Origin of the sequence: Mesorhizobium sp. CAU 1732, from assembly GCF_039888675.1 — a bacterium.
Classification (GTDB): Bacteria; Pseudomonadota; Alphaproteobacteria; order Rhizobiales; family Rhizobiaceae; genus Aerobium.
Genome location: NZ_JBDQQR010000001.1, coordinates 2,115,560 through 2,137,218 on the forward strand (window position 1 = coordinate 2,115,560; position 21,659 = coordinate 2,137,218).

Consider the following 21,659-nt stretch of genomic DNA (forward strand, 5'->3'; position numbering starts at 1 on the left):
TCGCTGCTATCCCTGGCTGAAAGAACCGGCTAAACCTACTATACCGGTTAGCTATCAGGAAACCGGATAACTGTCTTTATATGGTTGGGTTCCATGTCGAATAATCTGGATACGGTCTGGACGCCCGCACATTTCATCGGCGGCCATCCGGGGATCGACCTCACCAACACCGTCTTCACCCGGTACAAACCCGATGCCGACAACGATTTGCTGAACTCCCCGCGGGATGTCGGAAACTGGTTTCGTTCCGCTGGACTGGCCACGAAAGCTCAGGCGGACGCGGTTTCCGCCATCCCGGCCACTGGTTTTCTGAAAAGCGTCCGGGACTTGCGAGAGGCATCCTTTTCGGTTTTCGACGCACTCGCTGCCGGGAAGCCACCATCAACCGAGGGGCTGGGCCTTCTGTTCGAGCGGGCAGCGGGAGGGCTTTTGGGAGGGGGACGGCTCAGGCTGATAGAAGGTGAGAGCACCCCGCAAATCGAGCGCTTCAATGCGCCCGAAGCCGTTGTCGCTTTTTTGGCGGCCATTTCGGTCGAGGCGTACTTCGTTCTACCCCGAAAGAGGCTGCATGCGTGTCCCCGGTGTGGCTGGCTTTTCGTCGATGCCTCACGAGGCGGGAAGCGACGGTGGTGCAGCATGCAGACTTGCGGCAATCGCGAGAAAGCATCGCGGCACAAAGAAAAAGGCGATCAGTAGATTCACATGGAAATCACAACGACCGCTTTTAAGAGCCTGACCATCTCCGCTGCATGTCTGGCATGGGGTCGAATCCGGCCACCTGGTTCGTCGCAAACGTCAGTCGCATAAATCTTACGTCTGCACGCAACTTTTGCGACAGAAATGTCGCTGAAAAATCAGTACGCGATCGGGATTCGCAAAACTTAGGATTTTGGCGACAGACAGCCTCGCTTTTCGGCGGCTAGAGCAGATGGTTCCGACTGTGCAAGATGTCAGCCTGAACTCTCCCCGCTTGCAGCGATGAGACGACGTGCAACCAGATCGTGGTTCAGCCACAGGACAGGCCCGGAGGGTTCGCTGACCTCGCCAAAGATCAACTGGCCGATCGCCTTGACCACATGATGGCTCAAGACGTCGCTTACGAGAACCCTACTGTCTTTGTGCAGTTGCACAATCTCCTGCGATGTACCGATGGTCTGCTCCGCCTGAGCGGCGCTGTTCGGCAGCGGCCAAAGGTCGAAGTCATAATAGGGCTGCATCGCCTCGTTGTGCTGATAGTCCAAAACCATCTGTAGCAGGGCTTCGAGCGTCACGCCGTCTTTCAGCAGGTCTTGGCATTCTTGCCAAAGCTCCTCGACCCAGGCTCCACCGCCTTCTTTCTTCAGCGCAGCCAGCAACGGTAGGAGCGACAGTTCGAGCCCGGCGAATACATCGGAGGAATTGGTGCGGATTTCGGGGCAATTGAACACCGTGGCTTTCACGCCTTTGCGCCACGCAGCTTCGGCAAAACCCTCAAGACGCATCTTCGCATAGCCTTGAGTGTAGTTTGTATAAGTCTGCCAGCGATAGCTGTCGCCAATCAGAACTTCGGTGCCGTGATAGCCATAGGCGGTGTAACGAACCTGCCCGCCGGCTGCCTCGATCCGGGCACGGATGGCAGAGCTGGCTTCAAGCAGGTAGCCAAAGGTATTGGCCGAGACCTCGTCAAAGTTTTGCAAGACGAGCTTCCCGAGGTCGCTTTCGATCAGCGACTGCGACGACGCATGTCGCACGCCACGACCCTTGTAAATGCGGTTTACGATAGCGAGAACGACCTTGGCCTTCGGGATGCCGCCTGCCATCGTGTGTGCGAAGAAGACGTTCCTGCCGTCGGGGATTAGGGCATCGAGTTCCGCCATAACTGCGTCGAGCGCGGTCTTGAACCGTGTCGATCCAACCTCGTGGCAGCGCGCAATATAGTCCCAGTCGAGAGTGTCGGTCCGCCAGGTGTCGAGAGTCATCGTCCCGAGAAGGTCGGTTGGGGTAGGACCGCCCTCGGGAGCATCGAGATCAAAGCCAGCCATCAGCGGGGTGTTGATAATCTTGCCGCCGAGATTGGCTTCAGCCGCAGCCAGTTCGTCATCAGCTAGGGCGCGCAATGCGTTATTCTCGTCGCGACGGCCGACCGTGACCCCCAGGATGGTCATGCCCGCCGCCTTGGCCTCGTCAAGCAGACCGGCTGCATAGCCACGGCCAAACAGCTCGCCAAAAAGGACAAAGAAATCCCCCTTACGGAAGAGAGTATTGGGGTTCATGGTCTTTTGCGGTGTGAGCTTCGTCATATCAGCCTTTGCAATTTGGGGGGTGCTTTCGGAGCGGAACGTCAAGTATCAGGGATGGCACGTTGTCGCAAAGATCTCGAAAATACGATACTTTTGGCCGATCGACCAATGGCAGGTTTGTGGTGTCGCGATCAAGCTAGTGAACGACCGAAATGGCGTCGGCTCCCGCCGTTCCTTATCAGTCACTCGGTGCGCGGTGCGCGGTGCGCGGTGCGCCGGCGTTGGCGCTGCCCATTTCGAACACTCCCTGTTGGCAAATGCCAACCCGGCTGGACACGTCCTGGCCACTCCCCGACAATGCGCGACAGATTCTCCTCTTGGCGGCGGAAGGAAGTTCATGGCCGGCGGCACGCGCGATCCTATTTTGCGGGAAGCCAATGCGAAGGCTGCCGCGTCCACGCCCGCACCGCGCAGCTTCGTCCATCTGCGCGTCCATTCCGCCTATTCACTGCTCGAAGGCGCGCTGCCGCTTGGCAAGATCATCGGCCATGCCGTGAAGGATCGCGCGCCGGCCATCGCGGTCACCGATACGAACAACCTCTTCGGCGCGCTCGAATTTGCCCAAAAGGCCGTCAAGGACGGCGTGCAGCCCATTGTCGGATGCCAGATCGACGTCGCATTCGAGGACAATGCCGGGGAAAGCCAGCAGCGCAATCACCGGCGACAGGGCCCAGCAGTCTATCCGGTGGTGCTGATCGCTGCCAGCGAGGCGGGCTACGCCAATCTCGTGCGCCTCGTGTCGCGCGCCTATCTGGATGTGCCGGCAGGCGGTGCCCCGCATGTCGATCAAACCTGGCTGCCGCCGCTCGCGGACGGCATCATCTGCCTGACCGGCGCCGAGCGTGGGCCGATCGGTGCCGCGCTCAAGGCCGATCACCGTCAGGTGGCCGAAAGCCGGTTGCGCTTCCTCGCCAGCACGTTCGGCGACCGGCTTTATGTCGAACTCCAGCGCTACCGCAACCACGATCGCTCCGTCGAGGCATCGACGATCGATCTCGCTTACGCCCATGACTTGCCGCTGGTCGCCACCAACGAGGCATTCTTTCCCTCCGCCGATGACTACGACGCCCATGACGCCCTGATGGCGATCGCAGAGGGCTCGGTCGTCGCGGTCGACGATCGCCGCCGCCTCACGCACGACCACCATTTGAAGAGCCAGGCCGAAATGGCGGCCCTCTTCGCCGATCTGCCCGAAGCGCTCGACAACACGATCGAAATCGCCAAGCGCTGTTCCTACTTCCCGCAGACGCGTGCGCCGATCCTACCGCGCTTCACCGGCGCGGATGCGAGCGATCCGGCAGCGGCGCTCGCGGCGGAGGCCGATGAGCTGGCGCGCCAGGCGCGCGAAGGTCTCGACGCACGGCTGAACGATCACGGCCCGACGGCCGGCTACACCGAAGCGGACTATCGCGAGCGTCTCGAATTCGAGATCGGCATCATCACGAAGATGGGGTTTCCCGGCTACTTCCTGATCGTTGCCGACTTCATCAAATGGGCCAAGTCGCACGACATTCCGGTCGGCCCCGGCCGTGGCTCGGGCGCGGGCTCGCTGGTCGCCTATGCGCTGACGATCACCGACGTCGATCCGCTGCGCTTCTCGCTGCTGTTCGAGCGCTTCCTCAATCCCGACCGCGTCTCGATGCCCGACTTCGACATCGATTTCTGCCAGGACCGGCGCGAGGAGGTGATCCGCTACGTCCAGCAGAAATACGGCCGCGACCAGGTCGGCCAGATCATCACCTTTGGAACGCTGCAGGCCCGCGCCGTGCTGCGCGACGTCGGTCGCGTGCTTCAGATGCCCTATGGCCAGGTCGATCGGCTCTGCAAGATGGTGCCGGCCAATCCCGCCAACCCGGTCAAGCTCAAGGACGCGGTCGAGGCCGAGCCGCGCTTTGCCGAGGAGGTGGAGCGGGAGCCGGTCGTCCAGAACCTGCTCGACATGGCGATGAAGCTGGAAGGGCTCTATCGCCACGCCTCGACTCACGCCGCCGGCATCGTCATCGGGGATCGTCCGCTGTCCGAGCTGGTGCCGATGTACCGCGATCCGCGCTCCGACATGCCGGTCACGCAGTACAACATGAAATGGGTCGAGCAGGCCGGGCTGGTGAAGTTCGACTTCCTCGGCCTGAAGACGCTCACCGTGCTGGATGTCGCGGTCAAGCTGATCCGCCGCCGGGGCATCGAGATCGACCTCGCGCGCATCCCGCTCGACGACGAGCCGACCTACGCCATGCTGTCGCGCGGCGAAGTGGTCGGCGTGTTCCAGGTGGAATCTGCCGGCATGCGCAAGGCGCTGGTCGGCATGAAGCCCGATCGCGTGGAGGACATCATCGCGCTGGTGGCGCTCTATCGGCCGGGTCCGATGGAGAACATCCCGACCTACAATGCCCGCAAGCATGGCGAGGAGGAGATCGCCTCGATCCATCCCAAGATCGATCATCTGGTGAAGGAGACCCAGGGCGTCATCGTCTACCAGGAGCAGGTGATGCAGATTGCGCAGGAGCTCGCCGGCTACTCGCTCGGCGAAGCAGACCTCCTGCGCCGCGCGATGGGCAAGAAAATCCGCGCGGAGATGGACAAGCAGCGCGAGCGCTTCGTTACTGGTGCAGTCGAGCGCGGCGTCGGCAAGGCGCAGTCGAACATGATCTTCGACCTGCTCGCCAAATTCGCCGACTACGGCTTCAACAAGTCACACGCCGCCGCTTACGCGATCGTGTCCTACCAGACCGCCTATCTGAAGGCGCATTATCCGGTCGAGTTCCTGGCAGCGTCGATGACGCTCGACATGAACAACACCGACAAGCTTGCCGACTTCCGGCAGGACGCGATGCGCCTCGACATCGAGGTCGTGCCGCCATCGGTCCTCACCTCGCATCGCCAGTTCGAGGTCGGCGAGAACCGCATCTACTACGCGCTCGCCGCGATCAAGGGCGTCGGCGAAGCCGCCGTCGAGCACATCGTCGAGAAGCGCAGGGAAAAGCAGTTCGCGAGCCTCGAGGATTTCTGTTCGCGCATCGATCCGCGCATCGTCGGCAAGCGCGTCTTCGAAAGCCTGATCGCCGCGGGCGCGTTCGACTGCTTCGGGCATGATCGCTCCTCGCTCTTCGCAGGCCTTGAGCGCATGATGGGCATGGCCGCGCGGGCACATGAAAATGCTGCCTCCGGCCAGACCGATATCTTCGGTTCGGCACTCGGCGCGCAGCCGGAACGGCTGGTCCTGCCTGCCTGCGAGGCATGGTTGCCGGCCGAACGGCTGCATCGCGAATTCGCGGCGATCGGCTTTTACCTCTCCGCTCACCCGCTCGATGAATACAAGCCGATCCTCGAGAGGATGCGCGTCCAGAACTGGACCGAGTTCCAGGCGGCTGTGAAGCGCGGCGCGACGGCGGGCAGGCTCGCCGGTACGATCACCTCCAAGCAGGAGCGCAAGACACGCACCGGCAACAAGATGGGCGTCGTGACGCTCTCCGACACGACCGGCCAGTTCGAGGCCGTGCTGTTCTCCGAAGCGCTGGCGCAGTACCGCGACGTGCTGGAGGCGGGACGGTCCGTGGTCATCACCGTATCGGCCGAAGATCGGCCGGAGGGCGTGAACCTTCGCATCCAGACAGCGCAGGCGCTCGAGGACGAGGCGGCAAAGGTGCAGCGCTCGCTGCGTGTCTTCCTGCGGGACCCTGGCCCGGTCGGGGCGATCGCGGGACAGCTCTCCACGCGTGGCGAAGGGCAGGTGTCTTTCATCGTCATCAAGGGCGAGGGGCAGGGCGAGATCGAGATCGAACTGCCCGACCGCTACCGGCTCTCGCCACAAATCGCGTCCGCGATGAAAGCTGTCAGCGGCGTGGTCGACGTGGAGCTCGTGTAGGCCTTGCCCGAGGTGGGCGCTTCAATCCCAGGCTGTTCCACCGAACATGTTCAGCGGAAGCTTGAGGTAGGCGGCGCCATTGTCCTCCGGTTCCGGAAGCCGCCCGCCATTTATGTTCACCTGCAGCGCGTGCAGGATGAGTTTTGGCATGGGCAGCGTCTTGTCACGCCCTTCACGGATCGCGACGAAGTCGCTCTCGGTTTTGCACCTGGAGATATGCGTGTTCGTCGCCTTTTGTTCGGCGACCGTGGATTCCCACAGGGGCTCGCGGCCGTCCGGCTGGTAATCGTGCCCGACGAAGACGCGCGTGTCGTCCGGCAGCGACAGGATCTGCTGGATCGAGTTCCATAGGCGCGATGCGCTGCCTCCCGGAAAGTCGCATCGCGCGGTGCCGCTGTCCGGCATGAAGAGCGTGTCGTGCACGAAGGCCGCGTCGCCGATCACGTACGTGATGGATGCGAGCGTATGGCCGGGCGAAAACAGGACCCGGACCGGCACCGTCCCGATCGAAAACGTGTCGCCTTCCGCGAACAGATGGTCCCATTGGGATCCGTCTGCCGGAAAGTCGGGCCAGTTGTAGAAATCCCGCCAGAGTTCCTGCACCTCCGTGATGCGGCTGCCGATCGCGGTCGGTGCCCCTGTCCGCGACTTCAGATACCGTGCCGCGGAAAAGTGGTCGGCGTGCGGGTGCGTGTCCAGAATCCACTCGACGGCAAGATCGTTCGCGTTGACGTAGTCGAGGATGGTGTCGGCATTCTTCGTTGCGGTCGCGCCCGATTTCTCGTCATAGTCCAGCACAGGATCGATGATGGCGCATTTGCGGGTCTGCGGATCGGAGACGACGTACTGAACCGAAAAGGTCCGCTTGTCGAAGAAGGCCTTAACGGTCGGTGCCTTGGGCTCCATCAGGGGAAATCTCCTGCTCATTCAGTGTCGTACGACGCGTATGCGCCTCGCGCTTGTTGGCGTAATCTTGGCCGCGAGTCTTGCAAATCTCGATGCCCGTCATGATATTCCCGATGCTGGCCGCGTCTGAAAGGACTATTTTCCGCTTCTGCCTTGTTTCGGACACCCAAACGGCCTATATCACTCCTATCGATCTTGCTTGACGAACTTTGTTTCTGCGCAAATGCGCCTCTGACGATCTTCCCGCTCAACATCGATCTTCATGGTCGCCGTGAATTTTTCATGGTGGCCGCTATCTATGACCGATTGAAAGGAAATCGTCATGAACACCGGTACAGTTAAGTTCTTCAACGCCACCAAGGGTTTTGGCTTCATCGAGCCTGAGAATGGCGGCGCGGACGTTTTCGTTCACATCTCCGCAGTAGAGCGCGCTGGCATGCGCACGATCGTTGAGGGCCAGAAGCTCTCCTTCGAGATCGTCAAGGACAACCGCTCGGGCAAGAGCGCTGCGGAAAACCTTCAGGCCGTTTAAGGCCAACGAGATTTGTCTCCGGTTTGCGCGACCACGGATGTACTGGCGCGCACCGTCGAGATGAAGGGAAGGTCGGGCTAGCGCCCGGCCTTTTTGTTTTCGGAGAAAGCGGTGCCGACCGCTCTCCTCGAAAGGACGTTCAGGGCAGGGTGCGAAGTTCTGTCCGACCTGATGATGCAAGCTATTCGCGATCTGCTAATATGCGCTGAGAGAGCCGGCAGGTTGCGTGCACTAGCTGAGTGAAAAGGAGAAACCGATGAGCGACACGATTACAGAGGCTGCACTCTTCAAGCCATCACGCTCCAAATCCGAATCCAAGGCCGATACGACGACCGCCGCCGCCCGCGCGATCCTCGACGACGAGGTGTCGCGCCGAGAGGCGAAGACCGCAAAGCTGCGTGCCGCGCGACTGGCCATCGAGGAAATCGATGCCGCCGCCGCTGCTGCCGCCAAGCCGATGAAGAAGATCGCCGCCAAGAAGCCTGCGACCAAGAAAGCCGCCACGAAAAAGGCTGTCGCTGCAAAAGCGAAGTAGGACCTCCCGCTACTACCGGCATGTATCAAGGGCGCCTCGCGATCTGCGAGTCGCCCTTTTCGTTGCGCCGCCCGGCATCGTTTCCTGTCTGGATCGATCGAGAGCAAGCGTGCAAGAATGACGTTCCAGAAAAGCCGTCTTCCGAGGCATAATGTTTCGCCTCATCTCGATCGGCCACACTGGCATATGCTGACCGGGACGGCTGGTGGGGATACAAATCACCCACGTTTCAACAGGAGTGTCCCATGCGCATCGCGCCTCTCACATTCGCGCTCGCGATCGGCTTCGCGACACCGGTTTTCGCCCAGGACGAGGCGGCGCAGCCGCTGGTCAACGCGGAGTGGGTCAAGACCCATGCCGGTGACGAAAACGTCGTGATCCTCGATATCCGCGACAAGATCGACGAGACCGATCTCGGCGACGCGCCCTACATCGCCAACGCGGTCGTCGCGCCCTATGCGAGCGCCGGCTGGCGCACCGAGGTCGATGGCGTGCCGGGCCAGCTTCCCCCGCTCGAACAGATCACCGCGCTGATCGGCGGCCTCGGCATCGACAATGACGATCACGTCGTGATCGTGCCCTGGGGCACGGATTCGTCGGAATTCGGCGGCGCGACCCGCGTCTACTGGACGTTCAAATATCTCGGCCATGAGAATGTCTCCATTCTGGACGGCGGCTGGCGCCAGTTCGATGCGGCCGGTGGTGAGCGCTCGGCCGAGCGCGCGAAGCCTGAGCCGGTGGAATTCACCTACGAGCTCCAGGACGAGCTTCGCGCCACGACCGAAGACGTCCAGGCGGCGCTCGACGCAGGCACCAAGCTGATCGACGGGCGTCCCGCAGAGCAGTTCGAGGGCAAGTCGAAGAGCCCGGTCGTCCGCATCGAGGGCACGATTCCCGGCGCGGTCAACATCGAGCACAGCAAGCTCTACAGCGGTGAATACGCCACTTTCGCGACGCCGGAGACCGTCAAGGCGCTCTCCGAGGCCGTCGGCCTTGCCGACGACGAAGACAACATCGCCTTCTGCAACACGGGCCATTGGGCGTCGATCGCCTGGTTCGGCCTGAGCGAGGTTCTCGGCAACAAGAACACCCGCATGTATGACGGCTCGATGGCTGAATGGGCGGCAGACCCCGCGCGCCCGGTGGAAAACCGCTCGGGCACATGATGCCCGCTTGCAACCTTTGCCGGTTGCGCCAAACATCGACCCACGGATGTCCGGATCGTTCCGGACATCCGCTTTTTTGAGACCGGCGTATCGACACGCCGACGCGGCCGAGCATCATCGACATGAGTGACGTAACATCCGAGCGACCGAACTACCTTCCTGCGGTGTCCATCGACCGCGCGCCTGCGGTTGTCGCGGGCGGCGCGCTGATGCTGGGCTCCCTTGCAATCGCCGGCCTGATCGATTTGCGGCAGGCCGCGCTCTTCCTCGTCGGCGGGCTCTTGGGCGCTGCACTCTATCACGGCTCGTTCGGCTTCACCGGTGGCTGGCGGCGCATGGTCGTCGAACGCCGGGGCAGGGGTATTCGTGCCCAGATGCTGATGATCGGCGTTGCGGCCGTCGCGATGATGCCGTTGCTTGCGGCGGGCAACCTCGGCGGTCAGCCGCTGGTCGGTGCGATGGCGCCGGTCGGTGTGTCCGTCCTGGTCGGCGCGGCAATCTTCGGCCTCGGCATGCAACTCGGCGGCGGCTGCGGCTCCGGCACGCTGTTCACGGTCGGCGGCGGCTCGTCGCGCATGCTGGTGACGCTCGCCTTCTTCATCGTGGGCGCCGTCATCGGCACGGCCCATCTGCCGTGGTGGCTCGATCAGCCGGCGCTGCCCGCAATCAACATCGGTCAGGAACTCGGCGTTCCGGCAGCCGTGCTGGCGACGATCGCCGGCCTCGGCCTCGTCGCGCTCGTCAGCGCGCTTATCGAGCGTCGCGCGCATGGCGATCTCGAGACCGAGCCCGGCCCGCGCCGCCCCGGCTGGAGCTGGCTCCTGTATGGCCCGTGGCCGCTGGTGGGAGCAGGCGTTGCGCTGGCGCTCCTCAACATCGTGACGCTTCTGCTTGCAGGTCATCCATGGTCGGTGACGTTCGGCTTCGGCCTGTGGGGCGCGAAGGCGGCGCAGGTTGTCGGAATTCCTGTCGAAACCTGGGCGTTCTGGACCTGGCCCGGCCCGCAAAAGGCGCTGTCGTCGAGCGTTTTGGCCGACATCACCTCGGTGATGAATTTCGGCATCATCCTCGGCGCCGGACTTGCCGCAAGCCTGGCCGGCAAATTCGCCCCGAAGGTTAAGGTGCCGTTCGCGTCGATGCTGGCGGCTGCGATCGGCGGCATCCTGATGGGCTACGGTGCGCGGCTTTCCTTCGGCTGCAACATCGGCGCGCTGTTTTCGGGCATAGCGTCGGGCAGCCTGCATGGCTGGCTGTGGTTCGCGTCGGCCTTCGTCGGCTCGTTCGCCGGCATCTGGGCACGCCCGTTCTTCGGTCTCGACGGGTTGGCCAGAAAATGACGGCTCGCAACACGCTTCTCTTCGGCGCGGCCCTCGCCGCCGCAACCGCCGCGGTCGCCGTCGATCACTACACGCATCCGGTGCCGCGCGCGGCGACGCAGGCCGCACCGTCAGCCGGAGCCGCCCCCTGCGCCGCCGGTGCGCCTTGTGCCGCGGCAGCACCCTGCGCTGCCGCACCTGCGACGGCACCATGCGCGGCGGGCAGCCCGACGCTTGCGCCACCCCCGCCGCCGCCTGCTGCAGCACCTTGCTCTGCCGGTGCGCCATGCGCCGCTGCTCCTCCGAATCTCGCGCCGCCACCGCCACCGGCAGCACCTCCTGCCGCAGCCGAACAGCCGGCCAAACTTCCGCCTCCGCCCCCGCCGGCCAAGCCCAAGCTGCCACCGCCTCCGCCGCCCGCGCCGATGCCCGCACAGGGAAGCGGCGGATGAGCGACGACGCGAAGAGCCACGCTTTTCGCGAGATCGCGTTTTGCGAGGACGTTCTGGCCAAAGCCGGCCTGAACGTCCTGTCGGAGACATTTCGCGACACGGACGCGATCGTCGCGTGGGATCACTATCCTCAGGGTGACGTTTACGATGCCGCGTCCGGGGCGCAGTGGTTCTACCATTGTCACCCTGCCGAGGAGGGTGCGGCGGAGCACGGCCATTTCCACTGCTTCGTGCGGCCCGATGGCCCGACCGGTCCGATCCATCATCTGGCGGCGGTCGGCGTCGATGCGTATGGCAAGGTCGTGCGGCTGTTCACTGTCAACCAGTGGGTCGTGGGCGACGACTGGCTGGAGGCGGACGCCACGATCGCGCTCCTGGCGCGCTTCGATATCCAGATGCCGCGCCCGTCCTATCTGGTGAACCGCTGGCTCACCGCGATCTTCTCGGCCTATGAGGACGAAATCGAAGACCTCATCCGCGCCCGTGACGCAACGCTGGAAGCGCACGAGAGTCCGGCGGGTACACCAGTCCGCGAGGACCGCACGCTGGAGGTGACGTCGGAGTTCCGCCCGCCCGCGCGGTAAGGACAGCTCCGCGCCACGCGCAGAAAAATTCCCGTCCCGCTACATCATATGCATGACGCGTGCGCCGCAAGGAGCCGTCATTCTCGCTCCACGTTCCATGCGGCATGGAATGGTGGAGGCCTCACATGCAGTTTTTCGTCGAAGCGATGCCCGTGGGCATGCTTCCCTTCGTGGCAGGATACGGCGCGTTGCTAATCGTGCCGGGGCCAAGCATGCTCGCGGTCTCGAGTGCCGGCATGAGGGGCGCGCGACGCTGCGCCGGCGCGGCCGCTTTCGGCGTGGCGATCGGCACTGCATTGCTGATTCTCGGGGTTTTCCAGGCGCGCGCCCAACTCGCATCGGTTCCGGCGCTGTCGATCGCCGGCGAACTGATGTTCGCCGCGACGCTTCTGATCGTCGGCGCCAACACCATCCGGCGGGCGGTCCTGCCGATAAACGGCATCGCGGCGGCACGCGCGCGCGGCACCGGCACGGCGTGCTTCGTCTTAGGCCTTCTCGCAGCGCTGACCAATCCCATCAGCCTCGCCTTCTTCACCAGCGTCGTTCTGAGCGTGCCTGCCGAGGCGCTCGCCCAGTCGCGCGTCATGCTGCCGATCGGGGTCTTCGTCATGGCGCTGGGCTGGTTCAGCCTCGTCGGCCTCGCTGTCTCGTCCGCCATGGCGCGCTCGATCTCGTCGCGCATCACCAAGCCTGTCCAGGCAGGCGCAGGCGTGTTCATGGTCGCGATCGCGATCGCGACGCTTCAGGGTGCTGGCGGCTGAGGGATGGGACGGCCGTGGAACATCGCGTCGACTTCGGCCAGAACGCGCGGCCATTCCTGGAAGAACAGGAGCTGCCCCGCATTCTCGACGATCTCGATGTCGAGATGCGGAAACTCGACGATCAGTTCGCGCACCGTCTCGGCCGGGGTCTGCGGATCCTCCGCGCCCTGCAAAAGCCGCACCGGCACCGGGCATTCCCGCACCAGCATGCTCCAGTTGCGCTCGCCGTCGATCACCTCGCGGGCGAACGCCTGATGCGCCGAATGCGCCTTGCTCAGGCACACATCGGAGCCGACCAGAATGGCATCGCGAATTTCCGGGATCGAGAAGGTGCGCAGATCGGACGGTGACCCGGCATTGACCGAGCGGAAGAAGCGCTCCTTGCCGATCTGCTTGGCGAAGGCGAAGCCGGCCTTGTTGATGAAGGGCAGGATCTGCGGTGCGTAGCGCGCATTCGCGAGCACGAAGCGATGCCATTTGTGCATCCGCTCATACTGCTCCGCATTGATGACCGGCAGTGCGGCCGAGCACCCCATGATGAACGCGACGCGATCGGGCGCCAGCGTCGCAAGCTGCATGGCGTGACGCAGATCGGCGGTCAGCGCGATCACCGCGCAGCGCTCGACGCCGCAATGATCGAGCAGCGCCAGAAGGTCACGCGCCGTCTCCAGCCGGTAATCGGCGTTGGCCGACAATGGCGTCGAATGCCCGTATCCCGCGCGCACCGGCGAGATGACCCGCATACCCATCGCTTCGGCGGCCAGTTCGGCGGACCGTGGCCAGCGGATCATTCCGTAATCCATCGGCAGATAGAGGCAGGCCCAGCCGTCTTTCGCGCCGAACTCGATGAAATCGAACCGCCGGCCGTCCGGCCGTTTCATCGTCTGGAACGGGATCGGAAGCACGGTGTCCTCGTCCCCACTGTCGGGCGGCGGCTCCACCGTCGCGCCGATCACGTCCATGAGGCCGAGCGTGATGCGGATCAGCTCTGCCTGTGAATGCGTCTCGGTCTTGGCGAGGATCGCGCTGATCTGGGTCCGCACGGTGGCGAACGACCGGTCGCGCTCGGTCGCGATCTCCTTCACCGACCGGCCTTCCACCAGTGCCTTGACGACCTCAACCTCCGCCGCCGTGAGGCCGAAGGCGTCGCGGATCGCGCTCGAAAGATGCGACGGCCAGCCGAGTTCCGTCGTGCGGACGAGGATTTGCGTTTCACCCGCAGAGGATTGCTGACGCGACAGGTGAAACACGATCGACCGCTGCGTCGTCTGCGAGGTGAAGCGCAGCAGCATCGGCGGCTGTTCGCGCTGCACCAGAAGCTTGCGGACCGAACTCTGCAAGGCGTTCAGATCGTGTTCGTCGAGGGGGAGCCGCGAGAGCCGGTCGCCCGACTTCACCCCGAGCCCGGATTCCGCGATCGGATTGGCGCGGGCGATCCGCATGGTCGCGTCGACGATGAGGGACGCCTTGTTTTCCGCTGCGAAGAGCAATTCGGCCGGCTCATCGCCGGTCTGGTCGAGCCGTTCGAGGAAGATATCGGCGCGTTGCAGATGGGCTTCGATCGCCTCATCGACGAAAATCGGCGTCTCGTCTTCGCGCAGGCCGAGCCGGTAGGTGGAGAGGCGCCGATCCCAGACGTCCATCATTTCTTCGAAACGAATGGGGTCGACAGCAACGTCGTAGATGCGATCTATGATCTGGGACGTCTCGTCACGGTCCGACAACGTGGGAATCCTCGCCACATCAATGCGCTGAATGCCATGAAATCCGGGGCGCTGCCTCTCCCGAGCGATTGGCATGCGTAAGGTTGGGTTGCGCCCCTTCAGGTTGCAGGTTGTACCATCGGAATGCTGCAATCAAGTCATTCCAAGAAAACTCGGTTCCGTAGCGTCACATGTGCCGTGCCGCCCGCATGATTACTTCCCCTCGATCTGGATCGAGGCCGGTCCCGGTGTCTTGAAATGCCGTGCGACGGTTGCCCAAGACGGCGATTCGCCTTAAGCGGTCGAGCTTAGGGGCGCTGACTGACCGACCGACCGATTTGATCGGATAGCTGAGGAGAGGATTTCCAGATGATGATGAAAAAGGCGATGATTGCCGCTGCCGCCGCTGCACTTCTGGCAGGCTGCACCACCGATCCCTACACGGGACAGCAGAAGATCGGCAACACCGCCATGGGTGCGGGACTCGGCGCGGCGGCTGGTGCGGGCCTCGGCCTGCTTGCAGGCGGCGACGACCGCCGAAACGCGCTGATCGGCGCTGGCATCGGCGCGCTCGCCGGCGGCGCGATCGGCGGCTACATGGATCAGCAGGAGGCCGAATTGCGCGGCTATCTGCAGGGCACGGGGGTCTCGGTCACCCGCAACGGCGACCAGATCGTGCTCAACATGCCGTCCAACGTCACATTCGCGACGGACCAGGACCAGGTGATTCCGGCCTTCTACCAGACGCTGAACGCGGTCGGGCTGGTGCTCAAGAAGTACAATCGTACCTTCGTCGACATCAACGGCCACACCGATTCCACGGGCAGCGCAGGCTACAATATGGGCCTCTCGCAGCGCCGCGCGACGTCGGTCGCCAACTACCTGTCGACGCAGGGCGTCGATGGCCGCCGCTTTGCGATCAACGGCTTTGGCGATACGCGGCCGATCGCCAGCAACGCAACCGAGGACGGTCGCGCGCAGAACCGCCGCGTCGAAATCTATCTCTCGCCGGTGACCTGAACCGGTCGTTTCAGACGACGAGCAAACGGGCAGGGCGCGTCATACGACGCGCCCTTTTCTTATGGCGTGCCGGTGTCGTTTCCGAATCCGGCTTCATGCGCCTTCACGTCACCCACGAGCGCCAGCGCGGCTTCGAAGGTCGAATCTTCATAGGTGGCGACCACCGATTGGCTCTCCACCGTAAGCTTTGCTCCTGCCATGCCGCGCCGAACCGCCTCGCGAAAAGGCACGCCCGCCATGAGATGGGCGATCGTCACGCCCGCGATCGCATCGCCCGCGCCGGTGACGTCGGCAACGGATGCGGGTGCGGGCGGCGCAATCGTGAAGATGCCGTCATCATCGAAGCCGATCAGGGGCGATCCGCCGGACGTGACGACGCCGCGCGCAAGGCCCGCCTGGGCGAGCATGCGTGCTGCCTCGATGGGCTCGGCGGTTGGGGGAAGCGAGGCCAGTGTCCGCGCCTCCCGTGCATTCATGAACAGGCACGAAAGGCGCGTGAGCGCACCGCGCAGGCGCACCACCTTGGCAGGCGAGATCGCGATCGCATAGATGGGCCGGCCGTTTGCCAGGCCGGCGAGGCGTTCGATCGCTGGCGCGGGCATGTTTGCATCACACAGGATCGCATCCGCTGCCGCGATAGCGTCACGCAACTGCCGGCGTCTGATCTGTTTCTCGAAGGCGAGATCGTAGAGCCCCATATCGGCGAAGCCGGCGATCAATTCGCCATCCGCATCGAGCAGAGCCGTATAGCTTGGTGTCGTCCTGTCGAGGAAGACGGCGCTCAGATCGGTGATGCCCGCCTCCGAGAGCGCGCGGGCGACCGCGTCTCCGGCAACGTCTCCGCCCCGCAGCGACAGCATCGCGCCTGACGCGCCGTGCCGCACGGCATTGCGTAGCGCGTTGAACGCCCCGCCGCCGATCTCCTCGCGCATGGTGCCGGGGTTCGACGCCGCGGGGATGTAGGTCGAAGCCATGATGCCGCGCCGGTCGATATGGGCGGCACCAATGGCGAGAAGCGTTGGACGGGGCATGGAGGAGAGGCGCTGTATTGAGGAGGATGGATCACGCTAGGGTGACGGCTGGCCGTGCGCAAGCGATTCGCGCCGAACGCACCGCAAAGCGTGCGCGAGGAACCCCGCGGCGTTGACGTGAATAGTGATCCCGCGTCGAAACAAAAATAGAACATTTTTTGGATAATACAGCAATTACAGATAGATAGTCGCTCTTGCAAAATGAGAACAAAAAAGGTACAAAAAATCAAGGGACATGAGGACAGTCCGGCTTCGCTCACGACCAAGGGGTAAGGTATCATGGCACAAAATTCACTACGGCTTGTTGAGGACGGATCGGTGGACAAATCAAAGGCTCTGGATGCGGCGCTCTCCCAGATCGAGCGCGCTTTCGGCAAGGGCTCGATCATGCGGCTCGGCGCCAATGAGCAGGTCGTCGAGATCGAGACGATCCCGACCGGATCGCTCGGGCTGGACATCGCACTGGGCGTGGGCGGACTCCCCAAGGGACGCATCGTCGAGATTTACGGCCCGGAAAGCTCCGGCAAGACGACGCTCGCGCTGCACACGGTTGCAGAAGCGCAGAAGAAGGGCGGCATCTGCGCCTTCGTCGATGCTGAACATGCGCTCGATCCGGTCTATGCCCGCAAGCTCGGTGTCGATCTGGAAAACCTCCTGATTTCGCAGCCCGATACGGGCGAGCAGGCTCTCGAGATCTGTGACACGCTCGTCCGGTCCGGCGCGATCGACGTGCTGGTGGTGGATTCGGTTGCCGCACTGACGCCGCGCGCGGAAATCGAGGGCGAGATGGGCGATTCCTTGCCCGGCCTTCAGGCACGTCTCATGAGCCAGGCGCTGAGGAAGCTCACGGCCTCGATCTCGCGCTCCAACTGCATGGTCATCTTCATCAACCAGATCCGCATGAAGATCGGCGTGATGTTCGGCTCTCCCGAAACGACGACCGGCGGCAACGCGTTGAAGTTCTATGCGTCCGTGCGTCTCGATATCCGCCGCATCGGTGCCGTGAAGGATCGCGACGAGGTGGTCGGCAACCAGACACGCGTCAAGGTCGTCAAGAACAAGCTTGCGCCGCCCTTCAAGCAGGTCGAGTTCGACATCATGTATGGCGAGGGCGTTTCCAAGACTGGCGAATTGGTCGATCTCGGCGTCAAGTCGGGCATCGTCGAGAAGTCGGGCGCCTGGTTCTCCTACAATTCGCAGCGCCTCGGCCAGGGTCGCGAGAATGCGAAGCAGTTCCTGCGTGACAATCCTGAAACCGCGCTCGAAATCGAACTGGCAATCCGCCAGAACGCCGGTCTGATCGCAGAGCGCTTTTTGGAAAACGGCGGTCCGGGCGATCAGGACGGCGGAGACATGGACGAAGCCTCGGGCATGTAGTCGGCCAGGCTGCCGGGATCATATCCCGGCTTGGTTTCGAATTGGGAATTACGCGGCTGTCGGGATAACCCGGCAGCCTTTGTTTTTGTTGCTTCGCCGCGATGACGGGATTTCTGGACAGGGCAATTTCGCAACGTTAAAAGGCGTTTCCCCTCATGTCCGAGGGTCCGCGGTTCCTTCACAAAGGCTTGCAGAATGAGTGGCGTCAACGAGATCCGGTCGGCTTTTCTCGACTACTTCCGCAGGAACGGACATGAGGCCGTCGCCTCGAGCCCGCTCGTGCCGCGCAACGATCCGACGCTGATGTTCACCAATGCGGGCATGGTGCAGTTCAAAAACGTCTTCACCGGGCTTGAAACCCGTCCCTATTCGCGCGCCGCGACCTCGCAGAAATGCGTGCGCGCCGGCGGGAAGCACAACGATCTCGACAATGTCGGCTACACCGCGCGTCATCACACCTTCTTCGAGATGCTCGGCAATTTCTCGTTCGGCGACTATTTCAAGGACGTCGCGATCGAACTCGCCTGGAACCTGATCACCAAGGAGTTCGGGCTCGACAAGAACCGTCTTCTGGTCACCGTCTATCACACCGACGAGGACGCGGCCGAATACTGGCGCAAGATCGCCGGTCTTCCCGACGACCGCATCATCCGCATCGCGACCAGCGACAATTTCTGGGCGATGGGTGACACGGGTCCATGCGGCCCGTGCTCCGAAATCTTCTACGATCACGGCGAAGGCATCCCCGGCGGTCCTCCCGGCAGCCCCGACGAGGACGGCGATCGGTTCATCGAGATCTGGAACCTCGTCTTCATGCAGTTCGAGCAACTGTCGAAGGATCAACGCATCGATCTTCCGAGGCCGTCCATCGATACGGGCATGGGTCTCGAGCGTGTCGCGGCCGTTCTCCAGGGCGTACACGACAACTACGACATCGATCTCTTCAAGGCGCTGATCCGCGCGTCGGTCGAGGCGACGGGCGTGCCGGCCGAAGGCAAGAACCGCGCGAGCCACCGTGTGATAGCGGACCATCTGCGGGCATCGAGCTTCCTGATCGCGGATGGCGTGCTTCCGTCGAACGAGGGCCGAGGCTACGTGCTGCGTCGCATCATGCGCCGCGCCATGCGCCATGCGCAGCTTCTGGGGGCGGCCGATCCGCTGATGCACCGCCTTGTGCCGGCTCTCGTGCGGGAGATGGGACAAGCCTATCCGGAACTGGTTCGCGGCCAGGCCATGATCACCGAGACGCTGGAACTGGAGGAGCGCCGCTTTCGCAAGACGTTGGCACGCGGCCTCGGCCTTTTGTCGGATGCGACCGAAACGCTGGGCGAGGGCGAACGCCTCGACGGCGAGACCGCGTTCAAGCTCTACGACACCTATGGCTTCCCGCTCGATCTGACGCAGGACGCGTTGCGCCAGCGCGGCATCGCTGTCGATCTCGATGGCTTCGATACGGCCATGCAGCGCCAGAAGGCGGAAGCACGCGCCAACTGGGCCGGCTCCGGTGAAGCGGCAACGGAGACCGTCTGGTTCTCGGTGCGCGACAAGGTCGGCGTGACGGAGTTCCTGGGCTACGAGACGGAGACCGCCGAGGGGGTGGTCACCGCGCTCGTGCGCGACGGCGCGTTGGTCGACGAGGCGGCAGCGGGCGATACGGTCGCGATCGTCGTCAACCAGACGCCGTTCTACGGCGAATCCGGTGGCCAGGTCGGCGACCGGGGCACGATGTCCGGCGAGGGCTTTTCGGTAGAGATCACCGACACGCAGAAAAAGGCTGATGGCGTCTTCGTCCATTCCGGCACGGTGCTGTCGGGCACGCTGAAGACCGGCGTTGCGGTCGAGCTCAAGGTTGACCACGCGCGCCGCGCCAAGATCCGCGCAAACCATTCGGCGACCCACCTCGTTCACGAGGCGTTGCGCGAGGTGCTCGGCACACATGTCGCGCAGAAGGGTTCGCTCGTCGCGCCCGAGCGGCTGCGGTTCGACTTTTCGCACACCAAGTCGATCGCTCCCGAGAAACTGGATCGCATCGAGGCCATCGCCAACGAGATCATTTTGCAGAACCAGCCTGTTACCACGCGCCTTATGGCCGTGGACGACGCGATCGCCGAGGGCGCAATGGCGCTGTTCGGCGAGAAGTATGGCGACGAGGTACGCGTGGTTCGCATGGGCACCGCACTGCATGGCGACAAGGCCGGCAAACCGTATTCGGTCGAGCTGTGCGGCGGCACGCATGTCTCGGCGACCGGCGATATCGGTCTGGTGCGGCTCGTATCGGAGGGCGCGGTCGCGTCAGGCGTGCGGCGCATCGAGGCGCTGACCGGCGATGCGGCGCGCCGTCACATGGATGAGCAGGACCGTCGCCTCAAGGCTGCTGCGGCGGCGCTGAAGGTTGCGCCCGCAGATGTCGTCTCACGCGTCGAGGCGCTGCTGGATGAACGCAAGAAAATGGAACGCGAACTGACCGATGCCCGCAAGAAGCTGGCGCTGGGCGGAGGCTCAGGCCCATCCGCAGCAGCCGAAGGGGAGACCGTCGGAAGCGTCGGATTCCTGGGCCGCGTCGTGTCGGGCGTGTCCCCGAAGGACCTGAAGTCGCTTGCCGACGACGGCAAGAAGTCGCTCGGTTCGGGCGTGGTCGTGTTCGTCGGAACTTCAGACGACGGCAAGGCCAGCGTCGTGGTTGCGGTCACCGACGACCTCACGCAGACATTCTCGGCAGTCGATCTCGTGCGCGCTGCATCCGCTGCAATCGGCGGGCAGGGCGGCGGCGGACGGCCGGACATGGCGCAGGCCGGCGGGCCGGATGCGTCCAAGGCGAATGAGGCGATTGCTGCCGTCAAGGCGGCGCTTGCTGCCTGAGACATACGCCGTCTGGGCAGGCGCGCAGCAGTCATGGAAACAGAAGGGTTGCTACGGTCATCAGACCGGGCTTGATCAGTCGTTATAGGCTTCCATCGCATCGACTGCCGCTACGTCGGCGTTGAGAACCAGCCGGTTCTCGCTCCAGGTGAACTGGTCCAGCGGGATGACGACGTCCCTGTCCTGATATCCGCCCTTGCCGTCGAAATCGACGACCAGCGCGGTCGCGGTCTGCGCGTCGGTGCCCACGACTTCCTCGATCTCGCCGATCTTTGTTCCGTCGGCTGCATGGACGTCCCAATCATCGACTGTGTCGGCGTTGGCTTCGAACGGGGCAACTATCGCCTGGTCATCGACCTCGACCCACGCGGTCTGCGCGAATGCGGCGGTGCCGAGGAGCGAAGCGGAGATGAGACCTGCGGCGATGGTGAATGTCTTTGATGTCATGGTTAGCTCCTTGATTGGGTGCCGAACAACGCATCAAGGGGAAGATCGTTCTCAAAGCCGTCGGAGAAACCGTCCTCCGCGTCGCATTATCGCAGCATCAGCCTTTCGCCGTCGAATAGGCGACCGTGAGCGAGATCAGAAAGCCGGCGATCGTCACGACGGCTAGCCGTTCGATATCGAGTTTCACCCGTCCGGTTCGCTTGCGAGGAAGCCGGGCAATCTCACGACAGATGTCCACCAGGTTTCCAGCGGCGGATGTGCGGCAAGCATGGCACGACCCTCGGGCGCTTTGAGGAAGTAAGCGAATATCGGCGCGGCATGAAGATCGGCCAGGGTGAGATAGTCACCCAAAAGCCAAGGTCCGTCGCGTTTGAGCGATGCCAGCGTCCTCAGGCAGATGCCCGCCGTTTGCAGGCCGGCGGCAATGCGCGTCTCGTCGGACGAAACGCCGTCGCGCGGCTTCGAGACGCGCTCGACATAGACGTCCCAGACCATCGCGCGATACGCATAGGCGTCGAGCAGCCCGATGATCTGGTTCATCACCGCGCGGTCAGGCGGCGTGACCGGCTGGAGGGAGGGGCCGTCGAAGGCCTCGTCCACATAGCGCGTGATAGCGGCCGTCTCGAAGAGGCGCAGCGCGCCATGCTCGAAGGCCGGTATCTTCCCGAAAGGGTGGAGGTCGGCGTACCAGGCGGGTGGGACCGCCGGATGCAAAAACGTCGACCGCGACATGGTCGTGGTCGACGCCTTTTTCGATGAGGGCAAGCCGCGCGATGCGCACATAGACGCTGTAGGAAGCGCCGTAGAGCCGCGGCTTGCCGCTCATTGT

18 protein-coding genes are annotated in these 21,659 nt (G+C 63.5%); 11 read left to right on the plus strand and 7 right to left on the minus strand.

The features are described from left to right. Positions 1-93 precede the first annotated feature (93 nt). On the plus strand, positions 94-696 hold the full coding sequence (locus AAFN55_RS10325) for a CGNR zinc finger domain-containing protein (RefSeq protein WP_347798757.1): 603 nt from the start codon (positions 94-96) through the stop codon (positions 694-696). 254 nt (positions 697-950) lie between these two features. On the opposite strand, the gene AAFN55_RS10330 is transcribed toward AAFN55_RS10325, so the two are convergent. After that, the gene (locus tag AAFN55_RS10330) at positions 951-2,279 is read right to left on the minus strand and encodes a hypothetical protein (RefSeq protein WP_347798758.1); all 1,329 of its coding nucleotides are present in this window, start codon (positions 2,277-2,279) and stop codon (positions 951-953) included. Between the two features lie 337 nt (positions 2,280-2,616). On the opposite strand from AAFN55_RS10330, the gene dnaE reads away from it, so the two are divergent. Next, positions 2,617-6,141, plus strand: coding sequence for a DNA polymerase III subunit alpha (gene dnaE / locus AAFN55_RS10335; RefSeq protein ID WP_347798759.1), 3,525 nt, complete (start codon positions 2,617-2,619; stop codon positions 6,139-6,141). Between the two features lie 21 nt (positions 6,142-6,162). On the opposite strand, the gene AAFN55_RS10340 is transcribed toward dnaE, so the two are convergent. Further along, positions 6,163-7,047: an MBL fold metallo-hydrolase gene (locus AAFN55_RS10340; RefSeq protein ID WP_347798760.1), complete on the minus strand. Its 885-nt coding sequence runs from the start codon at positions 7,045-7,047 to the stop codon at positions 6,163-6,165. Between the two features lie 322 nt (positions 7,048-7,369). Between AAFN55_RS10340 and AAFN55_RS10345 the strand changes: the two genes are divergently transcribed. From AAFN55_RS10345 to AAFN55_RS10360, 4 genes are all read left to right on the plus strand, one after another. After that, positions 7,370-7,579 carry a cold-shock protein gene (locus AAFN55_RS10345; protein WP_347798761.1) on the plus strand — a complete coding sequence of 70 codons (210 nt, stop codon included), beginning with the start codon at positions 7,370-7,372 and terminating at the stop codon, positions 7,577-7,579. Between the two features lie 256 nt (positions 7,580-7,835). Beyond that, on the plus strand, positions 7,836-8,114 hold the full coding sequence (locus AAFN55_RS10350) for a hypothetical protein (protein WP_347798762.1): 279 nt from the start codon (positions 7,836-7,838) through the stop codon (positions 8,112-8,114). A 245-nt stretch (positions 8,115-8,359) separates the two neighbouring features. After that, entirely contained in the window at positions 8,360-9,280 is a 921-nt protein-coding gene (locus AAFN55_RS10355; RefSeq protein WP_347798763.1) for a sulfurtransferase, read from the plus strand. Between the two features lie 122 nt (positions 9,281-9,402). Further along, positions 9,403-10,617, plus strand: a complete 1,215-nt coding sequence (locus AAFN55_RS10360; protein ID WP_347798764.1) for a YeeE/YedE family protein — start codon at positions 9,403-9,405, stop codon at positions 10,615-10,617. Positions 10,618-10,684: 67 nt separating this feature from the next. Here the strand turns inward: AAFN55_RS10360 and AAFN55_RS10365 are convergent, their stop codons facing one another. Then, complete coding sequence (locus AAFN55_RS10365; RefSeq protein WP_347798765.1) at positions 10,685-10,960, minus strand: hypothetical protein; 276 nt, start codon at positions 10,958-10,960, stop codon at positions 10,685-10,687. Positions 10,961-11,044: 84 nt separating this feature from the next. Here AAFN55_RS10365 and AAFN55_RS10370 point away from each other — a divergent pair, with 84 nt between their 5' ends. Together AAFN55_RS10370 and AAFN55_RS10375 are read left to right on the plus strand one after the other, a co-directional pair. Continuing rightward, entirely contained in the window at positions 11,045-11,632 is a 588-nt protein-coding gene (locus AAFN55_RS10370) for a hypothetical protein (protein WP_347798766.1), read from the plus strand. A gap of 125 nt (positions 11,633-11,757) precedes the next feature. Beyond that, the gene (locus AAFN55_RS10375; protein WP_347798767.1) at positions 11,758-12,393 is read left to right on the plus strand and encodes a LysE family transporter; all 636 of its coding nucleotides are present in this window, start codon (positions 11,758-11,760) and stop codon (positions 12,391-12,393) included. On the opposite strand, the gene AAFN55_RS10380 is transcribed toward AAFN55_RS10375, so the two are convergent. Further along, positions 12,375-14,117, minus strand: coding sequence for a LuxR C-terminal-related transcriptional regulator (locus AAFN55_RS10380; protein ID WP_347798768.1), 1,743 nt, complete (start codon positions 14,115-14,117; stop codon positions 12,375-12,377). The two genes, AAFN55_RS10375 and AAFN55_RS10380, sit on opposite strands and share 19 nt — an antisense overlap. Positions 14,118-14,468: 351 nt before the next feature. Between AAFN55_RS10380 and AAFN55_RS10385 the strand changes: the two genes are divergently transcribed. After that, the gene (locus tag AAFN55_RS10385) at positions 14,469-15,116 is read left to right on the plus strand and encodes an OmpA family protein (protein WP_347800234.1); all 648 of its coding nucleotides are present in this window, start codon (positions 14,469-14,471) and stop codon (positions 15,114-15,116) included. A 59-nt stretch (positions 15,117-15,175) separates the two neighbouring features. Here AAFN55_RS10385 and AAFN55_RS10390 read toward each other — a convergent pair whose 3' ends face one another. After that, on the minus strand, positions 15,176-16,147 hold the full coding sequence (locus AAFN55_RS10390) for a carbohydrate kinase family protein (protein ID WP_347798769.1): 972 nt from the start codon (positions 16,145-16,147) through the stop codon (positions 15,176-15,178). A 279-nt stretch (positions 16,148-16,426) separates the two neighbouring features. Here AAFN55_RS10390 and recA point away from each other — a divergent pair, with 279 nt between their 5' ends. Then, positions 16,427-17,524, plus strand: coding sequence for a recombinase RecA (gene recA / locus AAFN55_RS10395; protein WP_347798770.1), 1,098 nt, complete (start codon positions 16,427-16,429; stop codon positions 17,522-17,524). A 195-nt stretch (positions 17,525-17,719) separates the two neighbouring features. Further along, complete coding sequence (gene alaS / locus AAFN55_RS10400; protein WP_347798771.1) at positions 17,720-20,383, plus strand: alanine--tRNA ligase; 2,664 nt, start codon at positions 17,720-17,722, stop codon at positions 20,381-20,383. Between the two features lie 75 nt (positions 20,384-20,458). Here the strand turns inward: alaS and AAFN55_RS10405 are convergent, their stop codons facing one another. Beyond that, complete coding sequence (locus tag AAFN55_RS10405) at positions 20,459-20,830, minus strand: PRC-barrel domain-containing protein (protein WP_347798772.1); 372 nt, start codon at positions 20,828-20,830, stop codon at positions 20,459-20,461. 183 nt (positions 20,831-21,013) lie between these two features. Then, a complete protein-coding gene (locus tag AAFN55_RS10410; protein ID WP_347798773.1) occupies positions 21,014-21,562 on the minus strand; it encodes a glutathione S-transferase family protein in 549 nt (182 codons plus the stop codon). Positions 21,563-21,659: the final 97 nt, after the last annotated feature.